General features: G+C 55.3%; 17 protein-coding genes. 15 read left to right on the top strand and 2 right to left on the bottom strand.

What is annotated here, in order from left to right; genetic code table 11:
* The 4 genes from B2U90_RS03155 to leuB all read left to right on the top strand — a co-directional run.
* Window positions 1-604, top strand: a 604-nt coding sequence (locus B2U90_RS03155) for an alpha-isopropylmalate synthase regulatory domain-containing protein (RefSeq protein ID WP_292017074.1), incomplete at its 5' end; no start/stop codon positions are given.
* 39 nt (window positions 605-643) lie between these two features.
* Window positions 644-1,903, top strand: a complete 1,260-nt coding sequence (gene leuC / locus B2U90_RS03160) for a 3-isopropylmalate dehydratase large subunit (protein WP_113855809.1) — start codon at window positions 644-646, stop codon at window positions 1,901-1,903.
* Window positions 1,904-1,905: 2 nt separating this feature from the next.
* Window positions 1,906-2,391 carry a 3-isopropylmalate dehydratase small subunit gene (locus B2U90_RS03165; RefSeq protein ID WP_170087153.1) on the top strand — a complete coding sequence of 162 codons (486 nt, stop codon included), beginning with the start codon at window positions 1,906-1,908 and terminating at the stop codon, window positions 2,389-2,391.
* Between the two features lie 2 nt (window positions 2,392-2,393).
* Window positions 2,394-3,461: a 3-isopropylmalate dehydrogenase gene (leuB, locus tag B2U90_RS03170; protein WP_059075921.1), complete on the top strand. Its 1,068-nt coding sequence runs from the start codon at window positions 2,394-2,396 to the stop codon at window positions 3,459-3,461.
* Between the two features lie 120 nt (window positions 3,462-3,581).
* Here the strand turns inward: leuB and lexA are convergent, their stop codons facing one another.
* Window positions 3,582-4,199: a transcriptional repressor LexA gene (lexA, locus tag B2U90_RS03175; protein ID WP_059075922.1), complete on the bottom strand. Its 618-nt coding sequence runs from the start codon at window positions 4,197-4,199 to the stop codon at window positions 3,582-3,584.
* A gap of 189 nt (window positions 4,200-4,388) precedes the next feature.
* On the opposite strand from lexA, the gene B2U90_RS03180 reads away from it, so the two are divergent.
* The gene (locus B2U90_RS03180) at window positions 4,389-4,730 is read left to right on the top strand and encodes a LysM peptidoglycan-binding domain-containing protein (RefSeq protein WP_292017075.1); all 342 of its coding nucleotides are present in this window, start codon (window positions 4,389-4,391) and stop codon (window positions 4,728-4,730) included.
* Window positions 4,731-4,739: 9 nt separating this feature from the next.
* Here the strand turns inward: B2U90_RS03180 and B2U90_RS03185 are convergent, their stop codons facing one another.
* Window positions 4,740-5,729 carry a site-specific integrase gene (locus B2U90_RS03185; protein WP_059075924.1) on the bottom strand — a complete coding sequence of 330 codons (990 nt, stop codon included), beginning with the start codon at window positions 5,727-5,729 and terminating at the stop codon, window positions 4,740-4,742.
* A 349-nt stretch (window positions 5,730-6,078) separates the two neighbouring features.
* On the opposite strand from B2U90_RS03185, the gene mltG reads away from it, so the two are divergent.
* The 10 genes from mltG (at window position 6,079) to malQ (ending at window position 21,256) form a co-directional block, all read left to right on the top strand.
* Window positions 6,079-7,167: an endolytic transglycosylase MltG gene (gene mltG / locus B2U90_RS03190; RefSeq protein WP_083501448.1), complete on the top strand. Its 1,089-nt coding sequence runs from the start codon at window positions 6,079-6,081 to the stop codon at window positions 7,165-7,167.
* Window positions 7,164-7,754 carry an O-methyltransferase gene (locus B2U90_RS03195; protein WP_292017076.1) on the top strand — a complete coding sequence of 197 codons (591 nt, stop codon included), beginning with the start codon at window positions 7,164-7,166 and terminating at the stop codon, window positions 7,752-7,754. Before mltG ends, B2U90_RS03195 begins: the two co-directional genes overlap by 4 nt.
* Window positions 7,755-7,765: 11 nt before the next feature.
* Window positions 7,766-8,992: a peptidase U32 family protein gene (locus tag B2U90_RS03200; RefSeq protein ID WP_059075941.1), complete on the top strand. Its 1,227-nt coding sequence runs from the start codon at window positions 7,766-7,768 to the stop codon at window positions 8,990-8,992.
* Window positions 8,982-9,224, top strand: a complete 243-nt coding sequence (locus B2U90_RS03205; RefSeq protein WP_349678332.1) for a DUF4911 domain-containing protein — start codon at window positions 8,982-8,984, stop codon at window positions 9,222-9,224. Before B2U90_RS03200 ends, B2U90_RS03205 begins: the two co-directional genes overlap by 11 nt.
* Window positions 9,225-9,532: 308 nt before the next feature.
* Complete coding sequence (locus tag B2U90_RS03210) at window positions 9,533-10,690, top strand: glucose-1-phosphate adenylyltransferase (protein WP_059075926.1); 1,158 nt, start codon at window positions 9,533-9,535, stop codon at window positions 10,688-10,690.
* A gap of 2 nt (window positions 10,691-10,692) precedes the next feature.
* On the top strand, window positions 10,693-11,805 hold the full coding sequence (glgD, locus tag B2U90_RS03215; RefSeq protein ID WP_236699638.1) for a glucose-1-phosphate adenylyltransferase subunit GlgD: 1,113 nt from the start codon (window positions 10,693-10,695) through the stop codon (window positions 11,803-11,805).
* Window positions 11,806-11,823: 18 nt separating this feature from the next.
* Window positions 11,824-14,256, top strand: a complete 2,433-nt coding sequence (locus B2U90_RS03220) for a glycogen/starch/alpha-glucan phosphorylase (protein ID WP_292017077.1) — start codon at window positions 11,824-11,826, stop codon at window positions 14,254-14,256.
* A gap of 23 nt (window positions 14,257-14,279) precedes the next feature.
* Window positions 14,280-16,301 (top strand): 1,4-alpha-glucan branching protein GlgB, encoded by a 2,022-nt coding sequence (gene glgB / locus B2U90_RS03225; protein ID WP_292017078.1) that lies wholly within the window; start codon window positions 14,280-14,282, stop codon window positions 16,299-16,301.
* Window positions 16,302-16,362: 61 nt separating this feature from the next.
* Window positions 16,363-17,802 (top strand): glycogen synthase GlgA, encoded by a 1,440-nt coding sequence (gene glgA, locus B2U90_RS03230; protein WP_150824304.1) that lies wholly within the window; start codon window positions 16,363-16,365, stop codon window positions 17,800-17,802.
* A gap of 64 nt (window positions 17,803-17,866) precedes the next feature.
* A complete protein-coding gene (gene malQ, locus B2U90_RS03235; RefSeq protein WP_292017079.1) occupies window positions 17,867-21,256 on the top strand; it encodes a 4-alpha-glucanotransferase in 3,390 nt (1,129 codons plus the stop codon).
* The last annotated feature ends 45 nt before the right edge of the window (window positions 21,257-21,301 follow it).

A 21,301-nucleotide genomic window follows, 5' to 3' on the forward strand; every position in this document is an offset into this window, starting at 1 on the left:
CAGCCAGTCCGGCAAGGGCGGTGTAGGCTTTATCATGGAACACAATTACGGCATCCGCATGCCGAAGAAGATGCGGGAAAATTTCAGCTATTTTGTCAAAAGCGTATCGGATCACCGCCATCAGGAATTGAAGCCCGACGAAATCTACCGTCTCTTTACAGACCATTATCTCGACGTCACGAAACCGCTCGAAATGGAAGATTTCATGATTAAAAAGCAGCATGGGCACTGGAAAGGCCAGATCCTCATGCGGGTGGGTGGCAAAGACATCATTTTCCAGGGAGAAGGAAATGGACAGCTGGCAGCCGTGGCCCATGCCATCTGTGATGCCTACGGCATTACGGTCAGCCATCTGGAATACAGTGAACACGATCTGGACCGTGATCCCAGTTCCCGGGGCATTGCCTATTTCGGTCTCACTGACGAAAAAGGCCAGACAACATGGGGAGCTGGCATCGACACCGATACGATGACCGCATCTGTCCGGGCCTTCGTTTCAGCTATCAACCGCATGCCGGGCATGGCAGAACGGATTACCTTCCGCAATCTGAGCAGCAGTTATGACCAGATTCACGATTTCCGCCGTTCAGCTAGTCATCATTAATAACTATAAGATATCTTGTAAAACTGGAGGATATATATTATGGGAATGACAATGTCACAGAAAATTTTGGCCGCCCACGCCGGCGTCGCATTCGTCAAGGCGGGGGACCTCATCAACTGCCGCCTCGATATGGTACTGGCCAATGATATTACAGCACCACCGGCCATCGCCGCTTTTGAAAAGATCGGCAAGCCTGTATTCGATAAAGACCGGATCTCTCTGATTCCGGACCATTTCACGCCGAATAAAGATATCAAATCGGCAGGCCTGGCAAAGATTGTCCGCGATTTTGCCAGAAAGCACCACATCACCCACTATTATGAAGTAGGCCGCGTCGGCATCGAACACGTTCTCCTGCCGGAGCAGGGAATCGTCGCGCCGGGCATGCTCACCATAGGTGCCGATTCCCACACCTGCACCTACGGGGCGCTGGGAGGATTCTCGACAGGAGTCGGCTCTACCGACCTGGGAGCGGCCATGGCGACGGGCGAAGCGTGGTTCAAAGTCCCCGATGCCATTAAGGTCGAGCTTACCGGGGAAAAGGCGGAAGACATTACGGGAAAGGATGTCATGCTGACCCTGATAGGCATGATCGGTGTCGATGGCGCCTTATACCAGTCACTGGAATTTACCGGTCCCGGCGTGGCGTCCCTGTCCATGACAGACCGCTTCACCATTGCCAATATGGCTATCGAAGCCGGTGCCAAGAACGGGATTTTCCCCGTCGATGAACAGACGGCAGCCTATGAAAAGGGCCGGATTTCCCATCCTTATACGGTGTACGAAGCCGATCCTGATGCCTCGTACAGCCGGGTCGTCTCCATCGATTTGTCCCAGATCCGGCCCGTCGTCGCTTTTCCGCATCTGCCGGGCAATACCAAAGCCGTCGGGACCTTCGGTGATATCGAAATCGACCAGGTCGTCATCGGTTCCTGCACCAATGGACGGTTGGAAGATCTGCGCATTGCCGCAGACATTTTGAAAGGCCATAAGGTCCATCCCCGTGTACGCTGCATCATCATTCCGGGAAGCCAGCAGGTCTATCAGGATGCCATGCATGCCGGTTATATTGATACGTTCATCGAAGCCGGTGCCGCTGTATCGACACCGACCTGCGGCCCCTGCCTGGGAGGCTATATGGGAATCCTGGCAGCCGGTGAACGGTGCGTTTCGACGACGAACCGCAATTTCCGCGGCCGCATGGGCCACGTAGACAGTGAAGTATATCTGGCAGGGCCCCAGGTGGCGGCAGCCAGTGCCATTCTCGGCAAAATCGCAGAACCTAAGGAGGTCCGGTAATCATGATATTAGAAGGAAACGTATGGCGCTACGGCGACAATATTGATACAGATGTCATCATCCCTGCACGGTATCTCAACAGTTTTGACCCAAAAGAACTGGCGTCTCATTGTATGGTCGATATCGACGAATCCTTTGCACCCAACGTACAGGATGGCGATATCATAGTCGGCGGCCGTAATTTCGGCTGCGGATCGTCCCGGGAACACGCGCCGGTTGCTATCAAGGCATCGGGCGTCCCCGTCGTCATCGCTGCCAGTTTTGCCCGTATCTTTTATCGCAATGCCATCAACGTGGGCCTGCCCGTACTGGAAATCGGCGACGCTGTCGAACGCATCCATGGGAAAGACCGCCTGCGCGTCGATATAGCCAGTGGCACCATTGTCAATGAAACGACTGGCGATACCTTCCAGGCTCCGCCTCTGCCAGGGTTTATCCAGGATATTGCCAAAGCAGGCGGATTAATCGAATACGTAAAGGGGAAATAACCATGTCAAACCATATTGTAGTCATTCCCGGAGACGGAATCGGCGAAGAAATTACGGCTGCCGCCGTACGGGTTCTCCAAAAAATAGATGAAAAATTCCACATCGGCATGACCTATGAAAAGCAGGAAGCCGGCGGAACTGCCTACGACCACACGGGCACGCCGCTGCCGGATAAGACCGTCGACGCTGCCCGCCATGCCGACGCCATCCTGTTTGGCGCTGTCGGCGGGGACAAATGGGATCATGTCGAACCGTCCCTGCGGCCGGAACGGGCACTCCTGGGACTGCGCAAGGCCCTGGGGCTGTATGCCAATCTGCGGCCGGTTACGGTGCCCGATGTCCTGGCAGAGTATTCTCCTCTTAAACCCGATATCGTAACCGGGACGGACATCCTCATCGTGCGGGAACTCATCGGCGGCATTTACTTTGGTGATAAATGTGAATCGGAAATCCACAACGGGGCAGAACGGGCCTGGGATCTGGAAAACTACAGCGTTCCCGAAGTCAGGCGCATAACCCGCTTTGCCATGGAAGCGGCGCAGAAACGGCGTCACAAGGTGACTTCTGTCGATAAGGCCAATGTCCTGGCGACATCCCGCCTCTGGCGGCGGACGGTCATTGATACGGCTTCCCGTTATCCCGATGTGACCCTCAATCACTATTATGTCGATAACTGTGCCATGCAGCTGGCTATCAATCCCCGGCAGTTCGACGTCATCGTCACGGGAAATCTCTTCGGCGATATCCTCAGCGATGAAGCGGCCGTTCTCGGCGGATCCATCGGCATGATGCCGTCAGCCAGCATCGGGGAAGAGACCAGCTTCTACGAACCCATCCATGGGTCGGCGCCGGATATTGCCGGAAAAGGGATTGCCAATCCGTCGGCAACGATCCTCTCGGCGGCCATGATGCTGCGCTATTCCTTTGGAGAAGAAGAAGCGGCCCGTGCCATAGAAGAGGCGGTTGACCAGACACTGGCCGATGGCTGGCGGACGCCCGATCTCTATAAAGACGGATTCAAAAAAGCCGATACGGAAACGATGACACAGGAAATCCTGTCCCACATTTGATGAAAACGCATCTTTCTGCGTTTTTCATATATCCCTTGGTATAACAGCAAAAAGAGGATGTCTCATGAAACCATTTTTTCATGGGGCATCCTCTTTTTCTGGCTGTACGTATGACAATCATCAATAGCGGCGGAACAGGTTGGTGACTTTTCCCAGGATTTTGCAATTGCGCGTGTAAATCGGTTCATAATCGGGATTTTCCGGCTGCAGACGTACCCGGTCCTTTTCCAGGAAATACCGCTTGACCGTCGCTTCATCGTCGATCATCGCGACGACGATATCCCCGTTTTCTGCCGTATCCTGACGGCGGACGATAAGATAATCCCCGTCGAAGATACCGGCCTGGATCATGCTGTCGCCACGGACGGTCAGCATAAAGCAGTCGTCATTTCCGATAATATCAGCCGGAAAGGGATAGACATCTTCGATGTATTCTTCGGCAAATACCGGCTGGCCGGCCCGGACCTGGCCGATCAGTGGCAGGGGAACGATTTTTTTGGACCGCCAGGATCCTTCATCCAGGAGTTCTATCGTCCGGTTCTTTGCCGGGTCGCGGCGGATAAATCCCAGTTCTTCCAGGCGGTGCAGATAGCCGTGGACCGTCGAAGTAGAGCTGAGGCCGACGGACTGGCAGATTTCCCGGACCGATGGGGGATACCCATATTTATGCACGCAGTCACGGATGTATTCAAGGATTTGTTTTTGCCGGGTTGTAAGCATTTTTTCACTGTTCATCATTCGGTATCACTCCCAAGTAAATATACACTTCTATTATACGGTACTATGGAAAAAAATTCAAACGTTTGTTCATCGAAAATTTGTTCTCTCACCCTATTGACAGAACGGACGTTCGCCGATATAATAAAACCATCAAACAAACATGTGTTCTCAAAACATTCGTTCTAAACGGCTATGGGGTGACAGAGTATGAAACGCACGATGGCTATGAAAAGAAAAAGAAACTATACCTGGATAATCCGGCTGATTGCAGCGCTGGTTGTCGTCATCGCCGCATGTACCCAGATGGGGATGGTATATCATACGGATGAAACGTATATCTCCGTCAAGATACACAGCGGGGATACGGTATGGCGCATCGCGTCCGCTGCTGCCGCTCCCGGGACGGATGTCCGCGACGTCGTCGATGAAATCATGGATATCAATCATATCCGCCATTCCGATGACATTTATCCGGGGCAGGTCCTTCAGGTGCCCGTTGAAATAGGGCGGGCCGATACGGTAAAAGAAGTCCTGCACGTACAGAAATAAAGGAACGGGTCATTTTTTCCGGGCGATCTTTAAGATAGGATTATCGATGAGGCGGTCTGCTTCGTCGATGTACTTGCGGACGACCGCTGTAGACCGGTGACGCGTCTGGCGCATGATTTCCCGTTCTTCCACGTGTTCCATTGCAGCCGAAGTGGCAAAGCCGTGGCGCAGGCTGTGGGCGCCGAATTCAGCCGGATCCATTCCCATGAGTCCGACATACCGTTTGACGATGAGGGCGATAGTCTTGTCGGAGATACGGGTCTTGCGGATATGGTGGCCTTTGGTGAAACTGCGAAAGACCGGTCCTGTAGTAATTCCGCTGAGATCCAGCCAGTGCTGGAGTGCACGGACGGCACAGAGGTCCTTATCTTCAATATAAGGGATGGCGACGGTCTGCCCCTGATCGAACTGGTCGGTCTTGGATTTGCGCAATGTGATGAGCAGCCCCAGGCGGTTGAAGTTCAGGTCTTCCACATCCAGCCCGGCAATTTCCGAACGGCGCATGGCACCGTAAAAGCCGACGAGAAGGACGGCTTTATCGCGGGCCTGGCGGAGTTCGTCCCCGTCGAGGTAGTGGAGCATTTCCCGGATGTCATCGAAGAGGATGGGGGCTTTACCGTGCTGCTGGGTCCCTTTCATGCGTTTGATGCCGCGGACGGCGTCTTTTACGATAGGGAAGCGGCAGGGGTTGTCTTTGATGCCGGCAGCGGCAAAGTTTTCCGTCAGGGCAGAGATGCGCCGGGCAATCGTATTGGCCTTGGCATTGTCTGCCAGGTCGTTGATATAGTTGACGATCGTTTCCGGCGATGCCGGAAAGGCTGTTTCGTCATGATAGGCACACCAGTCGCAGAAATCCTTCCAGTCGGACCGGTATGCGTCAATGGTGTTGTCGGCCCGTGATACATAGATACTCTGCCGGGCCTTGTCTGTTAATTTTTCATTATTTGCCAATACGTCGGCGTTGCCGAGATAAAAATGATCTGCCGGTTCAGAAGCCATGACAATCCTCCTGGAATAGGTGCTATTTTACCGCATGAGACGGTACGGTCATACTGCATGTATTTCCTTTATCATATCATATACGATACCCTGTATAATGTATTGTATCATATAAAAAGACAAATACCAAACATTTGTATCATTCTCTCCGGGATACACGTCTACCGGGGATACACGAAAGAAAAAAGTCTGGTTCCTCTGACAGGGTTCTTTTCTGTATACGCCTTGCGGTATTGCGGATCCAGATGCGGACTAGGCTTGGCCTTCGGAAAGAAGATGTCAACCGCTATAAGAGCCTGCTGTGTCGTGCCTATTGCGTCAGGACCGGTTCTTGCCGTATAATAGACGGATGAACAAGAAAAAAATAGAAGAGACAATTGAACATGTAGAACAGGAAGTCGTGCAGGATGCCCGGGAAATACGGCAGTCGGCGGCAAGGCACCGCAGGCGCTTCTGGGGCATAGCGGCCGCGGCGTGTCTTTTCATAGCCGGCGCAGCGGGCATTGCATCATATTACCTGCCAAATTATTTCCTTCCCGAAAGGGAAGCATACGTCCATGTGCGGGAACAGATGACTGCCACCGACATTGCCGATCAGCTCTACGACGACGGACTCATCGTCAATCCCGGCTGGTTCCGCCTGGTGGCACGCGTCACCGGCCAGGCCGATGATCTCAAACAGGGGGAATATACCATCCGGTCCGACATGAGTCTCCAGCAGATCCTGGCAAAACTAAAAAGCGGCAAATCAGAAGCTGCCCGGCTGGTCGTACCCGAAGGCTATACGGTGCGTCAGACGGCTCAGGCCCTGGATAAGCTGGGCATCGTCAAAGAAGAGGATTTTCTCCGTGCAGCCAACGATACGAGCCTGCTGTATCCCTATATGAAAGGGAACCGCAAGGTGACACTTGTGACGGAAGGCTTCCTCTTTCCCGATACGTACCTCATCGGGAAGGATGCGACGGCAGAGGATGTCGTCACCATGATGCTGAAAAATTTCGACCGTCACCTGACAGACGACATGCGCCAGCAGATTGCAGAGCGGAATATGTCTATCTACCAGTTCGTCACCCTGGCATCACTCATAGAAAAGGAAGCAAAATACGATAAAGACCGGCCGCTCATCGCGTCGGTATTCCTGAACCGCCTGTCCCGGCACATGAAACTCCAGTCTGATGCCAGCATTTCCTATGCCATGGGAACCCACAAGGCGGCGTACAGTATCAGTGAAACGGAATACGACTCGCCCTATAATACATATCGCTATGAAGGACTGCCGCCGGGACCGATTGCCAATCCGGGGATGGACTGCATGAAAGCCATCCTGGAAGCGCCCGATACGTCCTATCTCTATTTTGTTGCTGATAAAGACGGACATAACTATTTTGCCACAACCTACGAGGACCATATGAAGAATGTAAAGGAACATATGCCATGACGGACCTTCTGGAAGAAATACGCAGTCAGGCTGCGCGGGAACAGCTGCCTATCCTGCGGGATCCGGAACTGCCACTATTGACCCGGATCCTCCAGCAGGCGAAACCGGCCCGGCTGCTGGAAATCGGCACCTGTATCGGCTATTCTGCCCTGATCATGGCTCCCTTTCTGGCAGAGGGAGGGATGCTGACGACGATCGAGCTCGACGAAGAGCGGTACCGGACGGCCAAGGAGTATTTTTCACGCTCTCCCTACGCGAGGGTCATCACGGCTCTTCAGGGAGATGCGGCCCAGTGGCTGAGCCGCCTGGAAGGGCCGTGGGATTTTGTCTTCCTCGACGGCCCCAAGGGACAGTATGTGCGCTATCTGCAGCTGCTGATGCCACACCTCTCGCCCGGTGCGCTCATCGTAGCAGATAACCTGCGCTATCACGATATGATTTATATAAAGGGGACGCTGCCGCACAAGCACCGGACGGCCGTGACGCGGCTGCGCCAGTTCCTGTCGCTCATCGACGATAGGCGGTATTTTGATTCTGTGTTTTTTGAAAATGGGGATGGCCTGACCGTATCCCGTTGGAAAGGATAAGTATGCAAAAGATGGAATTGCTGGCTCCGGCCGGCAATATGGATAAAATGAAGATGGCATTTCTCTATGGTGCCGATGCAGTATATCTCGGCGGGAAATTATTCGGTCTCCGCGCCTTCAGTGACAATTTCTCCCGGGATGAGCTGAAAGAAGCCGTGGCCTATGCCCATGAACGGGGAAAACGGATCCATGTGACGGTCAATATTTTCCCTCACAATGAAGACCTCACGGCTCTGCCGGATTACCTGCGCTTTTTGCGGGATATAGGCGTAGACGCCCTGCTCATCGCCGATCCGGGGATTTTCAGTCTGGCCCGCAAGCTCGTGCCGGAACTGCCCATCCACATTTCGACCCAGGCCAATACGACCAACTGGGCCAGTGTCCAGTTCTGGCATGACCTCGGTGCCAGCCGCGTCGTCATGGCCCGGGAAGTGAGCCTGGCCGATGTCAGGGAAATCCACCGCCGCGTCCCTGTCGAACTGGAAGGATTCGTCCACGGTGCCATGTGTATTTCCTATTCCGGCCGCTGCCTGTTGAGCAATTACTTCACCCAGAACCGCGACTCCAACCGGGGCCAGTGCGTCCAGTGCTGCCGGTTTAAATATAACGTAGTCGAAGAAAAGCGGCCGGGCCAGTATTTCCCCGTCGTAGAGGACGAACGGGGGACATATATCTTCAACTCCAAAGACCTCTGCCTCCTGCCGTACCTGCCGGATCTGTACGATGCCGGCCTGTGCAGTCTGAAAATCGAAGGCCGCATGAAGAGCGTCCATTACGTGGCTACGGTCGTCAAGGTATACCGCCAGGCTATCGATGCTTACGAACGTGACCCGGAACATTTCCACGTGCGCCCCGAATGGCTTCAGGAGCTGGAAAAGATTTCCCACCGGCCCTATACGCGGGGCTTCTCCGTGTCCCGTCCGACCGAAGCCGATCAGGTATACAGCCATTCCAGCAATACCCAGACTCACGAATTCATCGGCCTCGTCCGTTCCTATGACCGGGAAAAGCACATCGTCTGGGTCGAACAGCGGAATCATTTCAAGACCGGTCAGACCGTAGAATTTCTCCAGCCGAAAGGACCGCTGGTCACCCTTACCCTGCCGGCCATGACCGATGGTGACGGCAACACCATCACGGCGGCCCCCCATGCCCAGCAGCTCGTAGGCATCCCCTGCGATACGCCGCTGGAAGAGTACAGTATGATGCGCCGCGAGGTGATCCGTCATGATGCTTGATGCCGACTGGGTGTATTTCAAGATCGATCCCGGCAATATGACCTTCGTCACCCGTATCATGGAAGGATTTGAATACGTCGGCGTCGTCACGGCCCTCGATGGGAAAAAGGGCATCGGCTTCGTGCGCACTACGGCGGACACGGCCGATGCGGCACGGCGCATCCTTCTGGCCCTGCCCTTTATGGTGACGCTCCTGACGAGGGAAGAAGCACTGAAAGAAACAGAAGAATAGAATAAACAGCCGGCGGCCTGTATGGTACGGACTGCCATTGCGGACACACCTTTCATCTTTGTCAACTACCAGATGAAGGTGTGTTTTTTTGTGGTATTCTATATTTAGTACGTTTTTCGTGAAATTTCCGTAAATAGGGATAACAAACCCTTAAAAAAATATTTTAAGTAGTGTATAATATTTGCATACAAGGATTTTGTTAATCTGCCAAAGCTTAGATAGGAAGACAAATAGAGGAACGGCTGTCCCGGTACGATGGGAGCAGACCGGTATCGATGCAGCTGTTTCCTGCGTGAGGAGGAAATCGTATGAGAAAATCGAATTGTCTGGCTATGATACTGGCAGGCGGCAAAGGCAGCCGCCTCGGTGTCCTGACGAAAGATCAAGCCAAGCCTGGGCTGCTCTTTGGCGGTAAATACCGTATCATTGATTTTACCCTGAGCAACTGCCGCCATTCCGGCATCGGGACGGTCGGCATCCTGACCCAGTACCAGCCGCTGGAACTGAACTGGTACGTCGGCAACGGCAGCTCCTGGGACCTCGACAATGACACGGGGGGAACCTTTGTGCTGCCGCCGTACACCAATGGCAATGGTACGAACTGGTACCGCGGGACGGCCGATGCCATTTATCAGAATCTGAACTTCGTCGAAATGATAGGGGATGACTACGTGCTCATCCTGTCAGGCGACCACATTTATTCCATGGATTATTCCAAAATGCTGGATTTCCATAAGAAACATCAGGCGAAAGTCACCATCGGCACCATCCGCGTGCCCTGGGATGAAGCGAGCCGCTTTGGCATCATGGTAGCCGATGACAACATGCGCATCACGAAATTCCAGGAAAAACCGAAGCAGCCCGAAAGCAACCTGGCCTCCATGGGCATCTATATTTTTGACCGGCCGGTGCTGGAACGGTATCTGCGGGCCGACGCCAAGGATGAAACGTCGGAACACGATTTTGGCAAGAACGTCATCCCGGCCATGTTACGTGATCAGCTGGCTCTCTATGCCTATCCCTTTGAAGGATACTGGAAAGATGTCGGTACCATTGACAGCCTCTGGCAGGCCAACATGGACCTTCTGGCCGATGAACCGCCTCTGGACCTGAGCGATCCCGACTGGCGCATCTATGCCGGCAACCAGTCCATGCCGCCTCATTTCATCGGGCCGAAAGGCAGCGCCAAGAGTGCCCTCATCGCAGAGGGAGCGGCCATCCTGGGGCAGGTATCGGATTCGGTCATATTCTATAATGTCACCGTCGAAGAAGGCGCCCGGGTCACCAATTCGGTCATCATGCCGGGAACCGTCGTCGAAGCCGGCGCTGTCGTAGACAAGGCCATCATCGGCGAAGACTGCATCATCCACAGCGGTGCGGTCGTACACAAAAAAGACGGGTCCGTCGCCGTACTGGGCCGTCATGGCGAAGTGACCGCCGCAGCAACCAGCAAAGGAGATGCATAAGTATGGGCAGCGAAATGATGGGTCTTATCAATTTACAGGACAGCAAGACACTCCCTGAACTCAATGAACACCGCCCGCTGGCGACCGTGCCTATGGGAGGCAAGTTCCGCCTCATTGATTTCACTCTTTCCAATATGGTAAACGCCGGAATCGGCAACGTAGGTATCCTCCTGTCGTCCCAGTCCCGCTCCGTACTGGACCACATCCGCTCGGGGAAGGAATGGGGACTGGCCCGCAAACGGGACGGCCTGTTCTATCTGCCGGCTGACGTGGAAGATATCATCCATCCCGTAGAAGGGGATATCCATTCTTTTTACAAGAATCTGCTTTTCGTCAAGCGTGGCCACAGCCCGTACATCCTGGCGACCAGCTGCGATCTGGTGCAGAATATCGATTACGAGGAAGTGCTCCATTTCCACCGCCGTCATAATGCCGACGTGACTATGATTTATACGCAGGTGCCGAAAGGCAAGGAAAAAGAAGGCTACGTCCTGGAAATCAACGACAAGGACCGGATCACGGGCATCAATTCCAAGGCGGAAATCCAGGCCGGGGACAACCTGTACCAGCGCCAGATCCTCATCGACACGGAAATTTACCAGCACTGCGTCCGCCGGGCCTACGCCAAAGGCTATAAAGATTTTATCACCGACGTTCTCAAGCGCAATGTAGACCGCCTGCGGATTTTTGGCTATAATTATAAAGGGTACGTAAAACGCGTCGATTCCATCCAGTCTTATTTTGAAACCAATATGGACTTCCTCGACGTCCATACCTGGCGGGACATATTCCTCCAGAACCAGCGCCACATCTATACGAAAATCAAGGACGAAGCGCCGGCAAAATACATGGAAGAATCGCACGTCACCAATTCCCTTGTGGCCAACGGCTGCATCATCGAAGGCAAAGTCGAAAATTCGATTCTCTTCCGCAAAGTGCGGGTAGGGAAGAATGCCGTTATCCGCAATAGTATTGTCATGCAGCACTCCGTCGTTGGTGCCGATGCCAATCTGGATTATGTCGTATGCGACAAAAACGCCGTCATCCAGCCGGAGGCTGAACTTTCGGGAACACGAGAAACACCGCTTTGCATCGGCAAATGTTCCGTCATCTAAAAAAGGAGTCCTGAAATAGTGAACACGTGGCAGGATAAAGAAGAATTCAAAAGTGAATTTACCAAAAAAGCACACATTTTGTGGGAAAAGGATCTGCCCGATCTGACACCGAACGAAGTATATCAGACCGTAGCCTTCATGGTCCGTGATTTGGTAAGTGAAGACTGGATCCGCACGAATGAAACCTATGCCGAAGAAAAGGCGAAACAGGTCTACTATTTTTCCATCGAGTTCCTCCTGGGGCGGCTGCTCGATTCCAACCTCATCGGCCTGGGCATGGAAGATGTCTGCCGGGCCGGGCTCAAGGACCTGGGCTGGGACCTGGACCGGATCATCCCGGAAGAACGGGATCCGGGACTGGGAAACGGGGGCCTGGGCAGACTGGCTGCCTGCTTCATCGATTCCCTGGCAGCGCTCCAGCTTCCTGGCCATGGCTGCAGTATCCGCTATCAGTACGGACTCTTCAATCAGCGCATCATCGACGATCAGCAGGTCGAACTGCCTGACAGCTGGCTGGCCGACGGATTCCCCTGGGAAGTCAAGAAGGTCGATAAGGCCGTCAACGTGCGCTTTGGCGGCAACGCCTACATGCGTCCTTCCGAAGACGGCGGCCTGGAATGTGTCTACGAAAAATATTCTTCTGTCCGTGCCGTGCCCTACGATGTCCCCATCGTAGGCTATCACAACCATACGGTGAACACCCTGCGCCTGTGGCGGGCCGAATATTCCCGGGAAGATATGTACCGCGAATTGTCCCTGGGCGACCGGCACCGGGCCTTCCACTACAAGAACAGCGTGCAGCTCATTTCCCGTTTCCTCTATCCCGAAGACAGCACGGAAGAAGGGCGCAAGCTGCGGCTCATGCAGGAATACTTCATGGTATCGGCGGGCCTGCAGTCCATCGTGCGCTATTACAAGAAAAAAATCAAAGAAAGCCTGTATAAATTCGATCAGTACATCGCTATCCATATCAACGATACCCATCCGGCCCTGGTCATCCCCGAACTCATGCGCATCCTCATGGATGAAGAAGGACTTTCGTGGGATGCGGCCTGGAATGTGACCGTCCGCACCGTGGCCTATACGAACCACACCATCCTGCCGGAAGCGATGGAACGCTGGTCCATTCCCATGTTCAAGTCCCTGCTGCCGCGGATCTATCTCATCGTGGAAGAACTGAACCGGCGCTGGCTGGCCGAAGTCCGCAAGCGCTTCCCCGGCGACGAAGACAAGGCCCGCGATGTGGCCGTCCTCTGGGATGGACAGGTCCACATGGCCCATCTGGCTGTCCTCGGCAGCCACAGTGTCAACGGGGTTGCGGAAATCCACTCCCAGATTCTGAAGGACTCGACGCTGCACCAGTTCTACACCTGTTTCCCGTCGCGTTTTTCCAATAAGACCAATGGCGTCTCCCACCGGCGCTGGCTCATCCAGTCCAATCCGCAGCTGGCAGGACTGCTCGATGACACCATCGGGCCGGACTGGCGGCTGGAAGCCAAACGCCTCATGGACGTGGAAAAATTTTCCAAAGACCCGGCCTTCCTCGAACGGCTGGCCCAGGTGAAACAGACCCGCAAATATATCCTGGCCGATTATATCCAACAGAAGTATGAAGTAAAGGTAGACCCGGCATCGATCTTTGATATCCAGATCAAGCGGATCCATCTCTACAAACGGCAGCTCCTCAATATTCTCCACGTCCTGCACCTGTATTACGTCCTCAAGGCCAATCCCAGGATGCAGATTACGCCGCGGACCTTCCTCTTTGGCGGCAAGGCGGCCGCCGGCTATGGGGAAGCCAAGCAGACCATCAAGCTCATCAACGTCGTGGCCCGGCTGGTCAACAACGACCGCCGTATCCGCAAGCAGATGCGCGTCCTCTTCCTGGAAAACTACAACGTCTCCCTGGGCCAGCTCCTGTTTCCGGCCGCCGATGTGAGCGAACAGATCTCTACGGCCGGAAAAGAAGCGTCTGGTACGGGGAATATGAAATTCATGATGAACGGGGCCATCACCCTGGGCACCATGGACGGGGCCAACGTGGAAATCCACCGCGAAGTGGGTGATGACAACTGCGTCATCTTCGGCCTCCGGGCCAACGAAGTCATGGATTATTATATCCACGGCGGCTATTCTTCGTGGAATATGTACAGCGAAGATGCGGATATCCGCCAGATCATGAACAGCCTCGTCGATGGATCCCTGGGAAATGGCGAATCCTTCGGCATGCTCTACGATTCACTCCTGGACCGCAACGATGAATTCTTCGTCTTAAAAGATTTCAAACCCTACTGTCAGGCACAGCAGGAAATCGAACGGCGCTACAACAAACGCCTCCCATGGCTCCATTCCAGCGCCGTCAATATCGCCCATTCGGGCTATTTTTCCAGTGACCGGACCATCCGCCAGTACGCATCGGGAATCTGGCACCTGAAACCGGTCAAGAGTTGATGTAATAAAGGAGGTGTGCACGGATGAAACTCAGTGCCATCGATGATTATAGTACCTATCTGTATCATCAGGGAACGAACGACAGCAGTTACCGCCTCTTTGGCGCGCATTTTACGGCGTACCGGCGCAAAGCCTGCGTGCGCTTTGCCGTGTGGGCACCTCATGCACAGGCCGTCAGCGTCGTCGGCGATTTCAATGAATGGGATGAAACGGCCGACCCCATGACGCGCAGCGACAAGGGAAACGGCATCTGGACCTGCTATATCTCCGGTCTTTCCGAAGGGGATAACTACAAATACGCCATCACGACGGCTTCGGGCGATGTCATCCTCAAAAGCGACCCCTATGCCTTCTGGTCGGAAGTCCGTCCCGATACGGCATCGAAGCTGACCAAGCTCCATTATACATGGAAAGACAAGAAATGGATGGCCAGCCGCAAAGACTACGATTCATACGCCCAGCCCATGCTGACCTATGAAGTCCACCTGGGTTCGTGGCGGCGCAGAGAAAACGGCGATATGCTGACCTACCGGGAACTGGCAGACCAGCTGGTAGACTACGTGAAAGATATGCATTATACCCATATCGAGCTCATGCCGCTGTGCGAATATCCTTTTGACGGCTCCTGGGGCTATCAGGGGACGGGCTATTTCTCCGTGACCAGCCGCTACGGCAGGCCGGAAGATTTCATGTATTTCGTCGATCACTGCCACCAAAACGGCATCGGCGTCATCGTAGACTGGGTACCGGGCCATTTCTGCCGCGATGCCCACGGCCTGCGATATTTTGATGGCGAACCGTGCTACGAATCGGGCAATCCCATCCTGGCAGAAAACAAGGAATGGGACACTATGAATTTCGATTACGGCCGCACGGAAGTGCAGTCCTTCCTCATTTCCAGCGCCCTCTTTTTCCTGAAGGAGTTCCACGTCGATGGCCTGCGCATCGATGCCGTGGCCAACATGCTGTACCTCGACTACGGCCACAGCGACGGCCAGTGGCAGCCCAATAAATACGGCGGCCGGGAAAACCTGGAAGCCATCGATTTCATCCGCCGCCTCAATAAAGCCGTCTTCGCCGAAGTCCCCCAGGCCCTGATGATCGCCGAAGAATCGTCGGCCTGGCCGCTGGTGACGAAACCCATCGAAGTGGGCGGACTGGGATTCAATTATAAATGGAATATGGGCTGGATGAACGACATGCTGCGCTATATGTCCATGGATCCTTTGTTCCGCAAAGACCATCAGAACCTCATTACCTTTTCCCTGTGCTATGCCTTTTCGGAAAATTTCGTCCTGCCCCTGTCCCACGATGAAGTCGTCCACGGCAAACGGTCGCTCCTGGATAAGATGCCCGGCGATTACTGGAAGAAATTTGCCGGCCTGCGGGCCTTTTACGGCTACTGGATGTCTCATCCGGGCAAGAAGCTCCTGTTCATGGGCGGCGATTTCGGCCAGTTCATCGAATGGAAATACGATGACAGCCTGGACTGGCATCTCCTGGATTACGACATGCACCGCAAACTGCACGACTACGTACGGGAACTGAACGGATTCTATGCATCCCATCGCGAATTCTGGCAGGAAGACTTCGACTGGTCCGGCTTTTCCTGGATCAGCTGTGATGACCGGGACAACAGCGTCATCGCCTTCTTCCGCAAGGGGATCCACAAGGAAGACCTGACCATCGTCGTCTGCAATTTCACGCCTGTCGTGCGCCACGATTACCGCTTCGGCGTGCCCCAGCCCGGCACCTATGTGGAAGTCTTAAACAGCGATGACAGCCGCTTTGGCGGATCCGGCGTGGTCAATGAAGGAAAATTTACGGCAGAAGACATCTCCATGCACGGCATGGACCAGTCCCTGTCCCTGACGCTGCCACCGCTGGCAGCCATATACATCGAACTCGATTCGGCGGCAGAAGCTCACCGCACCGTATCGGCTGCTATGAGCGGCACCGTACAGAAACGGCGCGCCCCGGCCCGGGGAAAATCCCGGACAGGCAAGGCTTCCTCCAAGAAGAGGACCGGGAAAAAACAAAGTTGAATGACATGATCATCATACGATGGGATCATAATTTTAAGAGTGTACTAAGAAGGTGATACAGATGGTAAAAGTATTGTTTGCGGCTTCCGAGGCCGTTCCTTTTATCAAGACCGGAGGCCTGGCAGATGTCATGGGAGCGCTGCCGAAGGCACTGGCATCCAAAGGGATGGATGTGCGTCTGGTCATTCCCAAATACAGCCAGATCGCCGAATCGTTCCGGGCACAGATGAAACCGGTCACCCACGGCATCGTCAACCTGGCCTGGCGCCAGCTCTACTATGGCGTGGAAGAAATCGACTGGAACGGCGTCACGGTCTACTTCATCGATAACGAATGGTATTTCAAGCGGGACCGCCTCTACGGGTTTGATGACGACGACGAACGGTTCGCCTATTTCTGCCGCGCCGTCCTGACCATGCTCCCCAAAGTGGGATTCCAGCCGGACATCATCCACTGCAACGACTGGCATACGGGCCTCATGGGCGTCTTCCTGAAAGAAGATTTCTATCATGACCCGTTCTACCAGCACATGAAGATTATCTATACCATCCACAATCTCAAATACCAGGGGATTTACCCGCCATCCATCATGCGCGACATCATCGGCCTGCCGCAGGAACTCTTTGACAACGGCAACCTGGAATGTGATGGCTGCGTCAACTACATGAAATCAGGCATGGTCTATGCCGACTACATTACGACCGTGAGCAAGACCTATGCCCAGGAAATCACTTATCCCTATTTCGGGGAACGTCTGGATGGCTATATCCGCTCGGCCCGGGACCGCATCACGGGCATCATCAACGGCCTCGATGAAGATGAATACAACCCGGCGGCGGATACGCATATCGCCGCGACTTATACGGCCGATACCTTCCCGGCCAGGAAGCATATCAACAAGGAAGCCCTGCAGCGGGAACTGGGCCTTCCTGTCAACCGCAATATCCCCGTCGTCGCCATGGTGACCCGCCTGGTAGCGGATAAGGGACTAGATCTGGTGACCTGCATCATGGATGAACTCATCGAAGAAGATATCCAGCTGGTCATCGTCGGCACCGGCGACTGGGCCTACGAAGATGCCTTCCGCAATCTGGCCCGGCGCTATCCGACCAAGGTGTCGGCCAACATCCTCTTCAACGAAGGCCTGGCCCATCAGGTGTATGCTGCCGCCGACATCTTCATGATGCCGTCCCGCTACGAACCATGCGGCCTGAGCCAGCTCATCGCCCTCAAATACGGGGCCGTGCCGGTCGTCCGGGAAACGGGGGGACTCAAGGATACGGTCATCCCCTTCGATAAGTATACGAATCAGGGCAACGGCCTGACATTCATGAACTTCAATGCCCATGAACTGCTGTTTACCGTCAAGAGAGCCCTCAGCTACTACGCCGATCCCGTCGTCTGGGAACACCTCGTCCGCAATGCCATGGAAAGCGATTACGGATGGGACCGCTCGGCCCAGGCCTATGCGGATCTGTATCACACCGTATTAGACAGATAATGACACCAAGGACCCCTGCCCGGCATGCTGCGGCAGGGGTTTTGCGATAAAGAAAGGAACGACTATGGAACTACGCCTATATCATGATTCCCACGACAGCCACTACCGGTCCCGCTTTGGCGCCGTACCGTCCGGGTCAGAGCTGACCCTGCGCCTGTCCGTCAGCGGCCGGCCGGCCTCTTCTTGTAAGGCCACCGTACGGCTCTGGCAGAGCAATGCCGGGGAATCGCTCGTCCCCATGACAGCCGCAGGGGATACCTTTGCCGCGACCTGGCAGGTACCGCAGAAGGGCTGCCTCTTGTGGTATTATTTCATCGTCGAATGGGACGGCAAACGCCTGTACTACGGCAATAACCAGGACCACCTCGGCGGCGTGGGAGCCCTCTATGACACGGTGCCGCCGGCGTTCCAGATTACCGTCTACGACAAGAACGCCCATACGCCGGACTGGTTCAAACACGCCATCGTCTACCAGATTTTCCCCGACCGCTTCTGCCGCGGCCGCATGGACTGGCAGCACCTGGCGGGCAAACCCGGTGCCGTCATCCACAGCTCCTGGGACGACCGGCCCTATTACTGCAAGAATACGGAAACAGGTGATGTGGTCCAGTACGATTTCTTTGGCGGCGACCTGGCCGGCATCGGGAAGAAACTCGACTACCTCGCAGATTTAGGCGTTACGGCCATCTATCTCAACCCGGTCTTTGAAAGCTGCAGCAACCACCGCTATGGCACGGGAGACTATCACCGCATCGACCCCTTCCTGGGGACTAATGACGAATTTTCTGCCCTGTGCGAAAAAGCGCGCAAGCGGGGCATCCGCATCATCCTCGACGGCGTATTCAGCCATACCGGCGCCGACAGCATCTATTTCAACCGCTTCGGCCATTATCCGTCCCTGGGCGCCTATCAGTCCAAAGAATCGCCGTACTATGAATGGTACCGCTTTACGGACTACCCCGACGACTATGAATCGTGGTGGGGTGTCAAGGACCTGCCGGACGTAGAAGAAACGACGCCGTCCTATATGGATTTCATCATCCGCAGTGAAAACAGTGTCCTCAAATACTGGCTGGGCCAGGGCATCAGCGGCTGGCGCCTCGACGTCATCGACGAACTGCCCGTGCCGTTTTTGCGCAGTTTCTATCATACGCTCAAAGAAGAAAATCCCGATGCCGTCCTCATCGGCGAAGTCTGGGAAGACGCTTCCAATAAAATTGCCTACAGCGAGCAGCGGGAATACCTCTGCGGTTACGATATAGACAGTGCCATGAATTACGTCCTCCGAGCCATGGCCGTGGCCTTCGTGCTGGGCCAGAAAGACGGCAGCCGCCTGGGGCGGGAACTCATGCAGCTGGTGGAGAACTATCCGCCGGAAAACTGGTATGCCATGCTCAACCTCATCAGCAGCCACGACATCGAACGGATCCTCACGGTCTGCCAGAGCAGTGATGCTGACGTGCGCGGCGAATCCGTCGCCATAGGCCGGGTGAAGCTGCTCATGGCCTGGCAGATGACCATGCCGGGCGCGCCTTGTATCTACTATGGCGACGAAGCCGGCCTCACTGGGGGAAAAGACCCGGATAACCGCCGTACCTATCCCTGGGGCCACGAAAACATGAGCCTCCTGCGCTGGGTGAAACGGCTGACAGCCCTGCGGCGCAAACACGATGCCCTGCAGACAGGGCGGTTCATCCCCCTGTACAGCAAGGGCGATGTCTACGTATATTGCCGGTCCATCGAAGGCGGCCGCGATGTCTTTGATAAGCCCGCCCGGGACGGACTGTTCGTCATCGCCATCAACCGCAGCACGACGGCCGTCCATTCCATCAGCCTCTATACGGACGGACTGCTGTACGGGAAATTGTACAACGCCCTCGTCCCCAATATGGAACCGCTGGAAACGACGGGCAGCCGCCTCAATCTGACCCTGCCGCCGCTCAGCATCGTCGTCCTGGCCGGACAAGAAGGGGGAAAACGGCGGGCCGGCATCCTCCTGCATCCTACGTCCCTGCCGTCGCCGTGGGGCTGTGGCGACCTGGGGGAACAAGCCTATCATTTCATCGATTTCCTCAAGACCGCCGGCCAGAGCCTGTGGCAGGTCCTGCCGCTGACACCGCCTCTCGACGGCGATTCGCCGTATTACTCGCGGTCGGCCTTTGCCATGAACGAACGGCTCATTTCCCTCGATTTCCTGTACCGGGCAGGCTGGCTCAAAAGAGAACGCTATGACCAGTACCGCCAGGAAGCGGCGGGAACCTCGTCCTGGGACGAAGCCTGGCAGTGCAAGGAACGCGCCCTCTGGGATATGTCCCACGACCCGGACCTGGTCATTCCCTGGCAGCCTTTTGACACATTCTGCAGAAAAAATAAGAGCTGGCTCGATGACTACGCCCTGTTTTGTGCCGTCCGTGACTTCTTCAAAGGAAAGGCCTGGACCGAATGGCCGGAAGACATTGCCCGCCATAAAGATGCGGCCTGTGCGCGCTACCGGAAGGAACTGGCCGGTGCGGTCGATCATTACCGCTTCCTTCAGTACATCGTACACCGTCAGTGGCAGGACGTGTGCACCTATGCCCATGACAACGGCGTCTCTATCCTGGGGGATATCCCCATGTTCGTCGCCCACGACAGCGCCGACTGCTGGTCCCATCAGGACCTGTTCGACCTCGATGAGGCAGGAAATCCCAGGAGTGTGGCCGGCGTGCCGCCTGACTATTTCAGTGCCGAAGGCCAGCTCTGGGGCAACCCCCTCTACGATTACCAGGCAATGGCAAAAGACGGATACGACTGGTGGGTCCAGCGCTTCTGCCACACCCTGTCCCTGGTCGATGAAGTGCGGATCGACCATTTCCGCGGATTTTCCGCATACTGGTCTATCCCTGCCGGAGCCAGGACGGCCCGGGAAGGGCAGTGGAAACCGGCACCGGGAGAAGACATCCTGTGCCGGGTCTATCAGGAACTGGGGCCGGTGCGGCTCATCGCCGAAGACCTGGGCATCATCACCGACGACGTATGCCGCCTGCGCAGCCATTTCTCCCTGCCGGGGATGCGGGTCCTGCCGTTCCATCTGAAAGAACGGTCTGACGGCCGGCTGTCCTTCGATACGGAACCGTGTTCCATCGCCTATACGGGGACTCACGACAATGACACTACCCGGGGCTGGTACGAATCCCTGCCGGAAGAACAGCAGCAGCGCCTGTGCCTCATGCTGCACCTGTCTAATGATGCCACGGCCAGCGAAGTGACGGCGGCCCTCATCGCATACGTCTACAGCCGCCGGGCGGAAACGGCCATCGTGCCCTTCCAGGACCTGCTGTTCCTGCCGTCATCGGGCCGGATGAACACGCCGGGGACCGTAGAAGGCAACTGGCACTGGCAGCTGAAAGACGGCCAGATGCGCCTGGACCTGGCCCGCTGGCTCTCCCGCCTCTGTCATACGTACCACCGCTGAGAAGGGAACGGGCCATGATCATCAGTGCCAGCCGCCCCGTACGAA

The organism is Megasphaera sp. UBA4233 (assembly GCF_002395615.1).
GTDB lineage: Bacteria > Bacillota > Negativicutes > Veillonellales > Megasphaeraceae > Megasphaera > Megasphaera hexanoica.

Excerpts from the sequence above, each read along its gene's own strand:
- mltG (WP_083501448.1), top strand. The coding sequence starts at position 6,079 with ATGAACAAGAAAAAAATAGAAGAGACAATTGAACATGTAGAACAGGAA.
- glgA (WP_150824304.1), top strand. The coding sequence starts at position 16,363 with ATGGTAAAAGTATTGTTTGCGGCTTCCGAGGCCGTTCCTTTTATCAAG.
- B2U90_RS03195 (WP_292017076.1), top strand. The coding sequence starts at position 7,164 with ATGACGGACCTTCTGGAAGAAATACGCAGTCAGGCTGCGCGGGAACAG.
- malQ (WP_292017079.1), top strand. The coding sequence starts at position 17,867 with ATGGAACTACGCCTATATCATGATTCCCACGACAGCCACTACCGGTCC.
- leuB (WP_059075921.1), top strand. The coding sequence starts at position 2,394 with ATGTCAAACCATATTGTAGTCATTCCCGGAGACGGAATCGGCGAAGAA.
- B2U90_RS03180 (WP_292017075.1), top strand. The coding sequence starts at position 4,389 with ATGAAACGCACGATGGCTATGAAAAGAAAAAGAAACTATACCTGGATA.
- leuC (WP_113855809.1), top strand. The coding sequence starts at position 644 with ATGGGAATGACAATGTCACAGAAAATTTTGGCCGCCCACGCCGGCGTC.
- B2U90_RS03210 (WP_059075926.1), top strand. The coding sequence starts at position 9,533 with ATGAGAAAATCGAATTGTCTGGCTATGATACTGGCAGGCGGCAAAGGC.
- B2U90_RS03185 (WP_059075924.1), bottom strand. The coding sequence starts at position 5,729 with ATGGCTTCTGAACCGGCAGATCATTTTTATCTCGGCAACGCCGACGTA.
- glgD (WP_236699638.1), top strand. The coding sequence starts at position 10,693 with ATGGGCAGCGAAATGATGGGTCTTATCAATTTACAGGACAGCAAGACA.
- B2U90_RS03165 (WP_170087153.1), top strand. The coding sequence starts at position 1,906 with ATGATATTAGAAGGAAACGTATGGCGCTACGGCGACAATATTGATACA.
- glgB (WP_292017078.1), top strand. The coding sequence starts at position 14,280 with ATGAAACTCAGTGCCATCGATGATTATAGTACCTATCTGTATCATCAG.
- B2U90_RS03205 (WP_349678332.1), top strand. The coding sequence starts at position 8,982 with ATGATGCTTGATGCCGACTGGGTGTATTTCAAGATCGATCCCGGCAAT.
- lexA (WP_059075922.1), bottom strand. The coding sequence starts at position 4,199 with ATGATGAACAGTGAAAAAATGCTTACAACCCGGCAAAAACAAATCCTT.
- B2U90_RS03200 (WP_059075941.1), top strand. The coding sequence starts at position 7,766 with ATGGAATTGCTGGCTCCGGCCGGCAATATGGATAAAATGAAGATGGCA.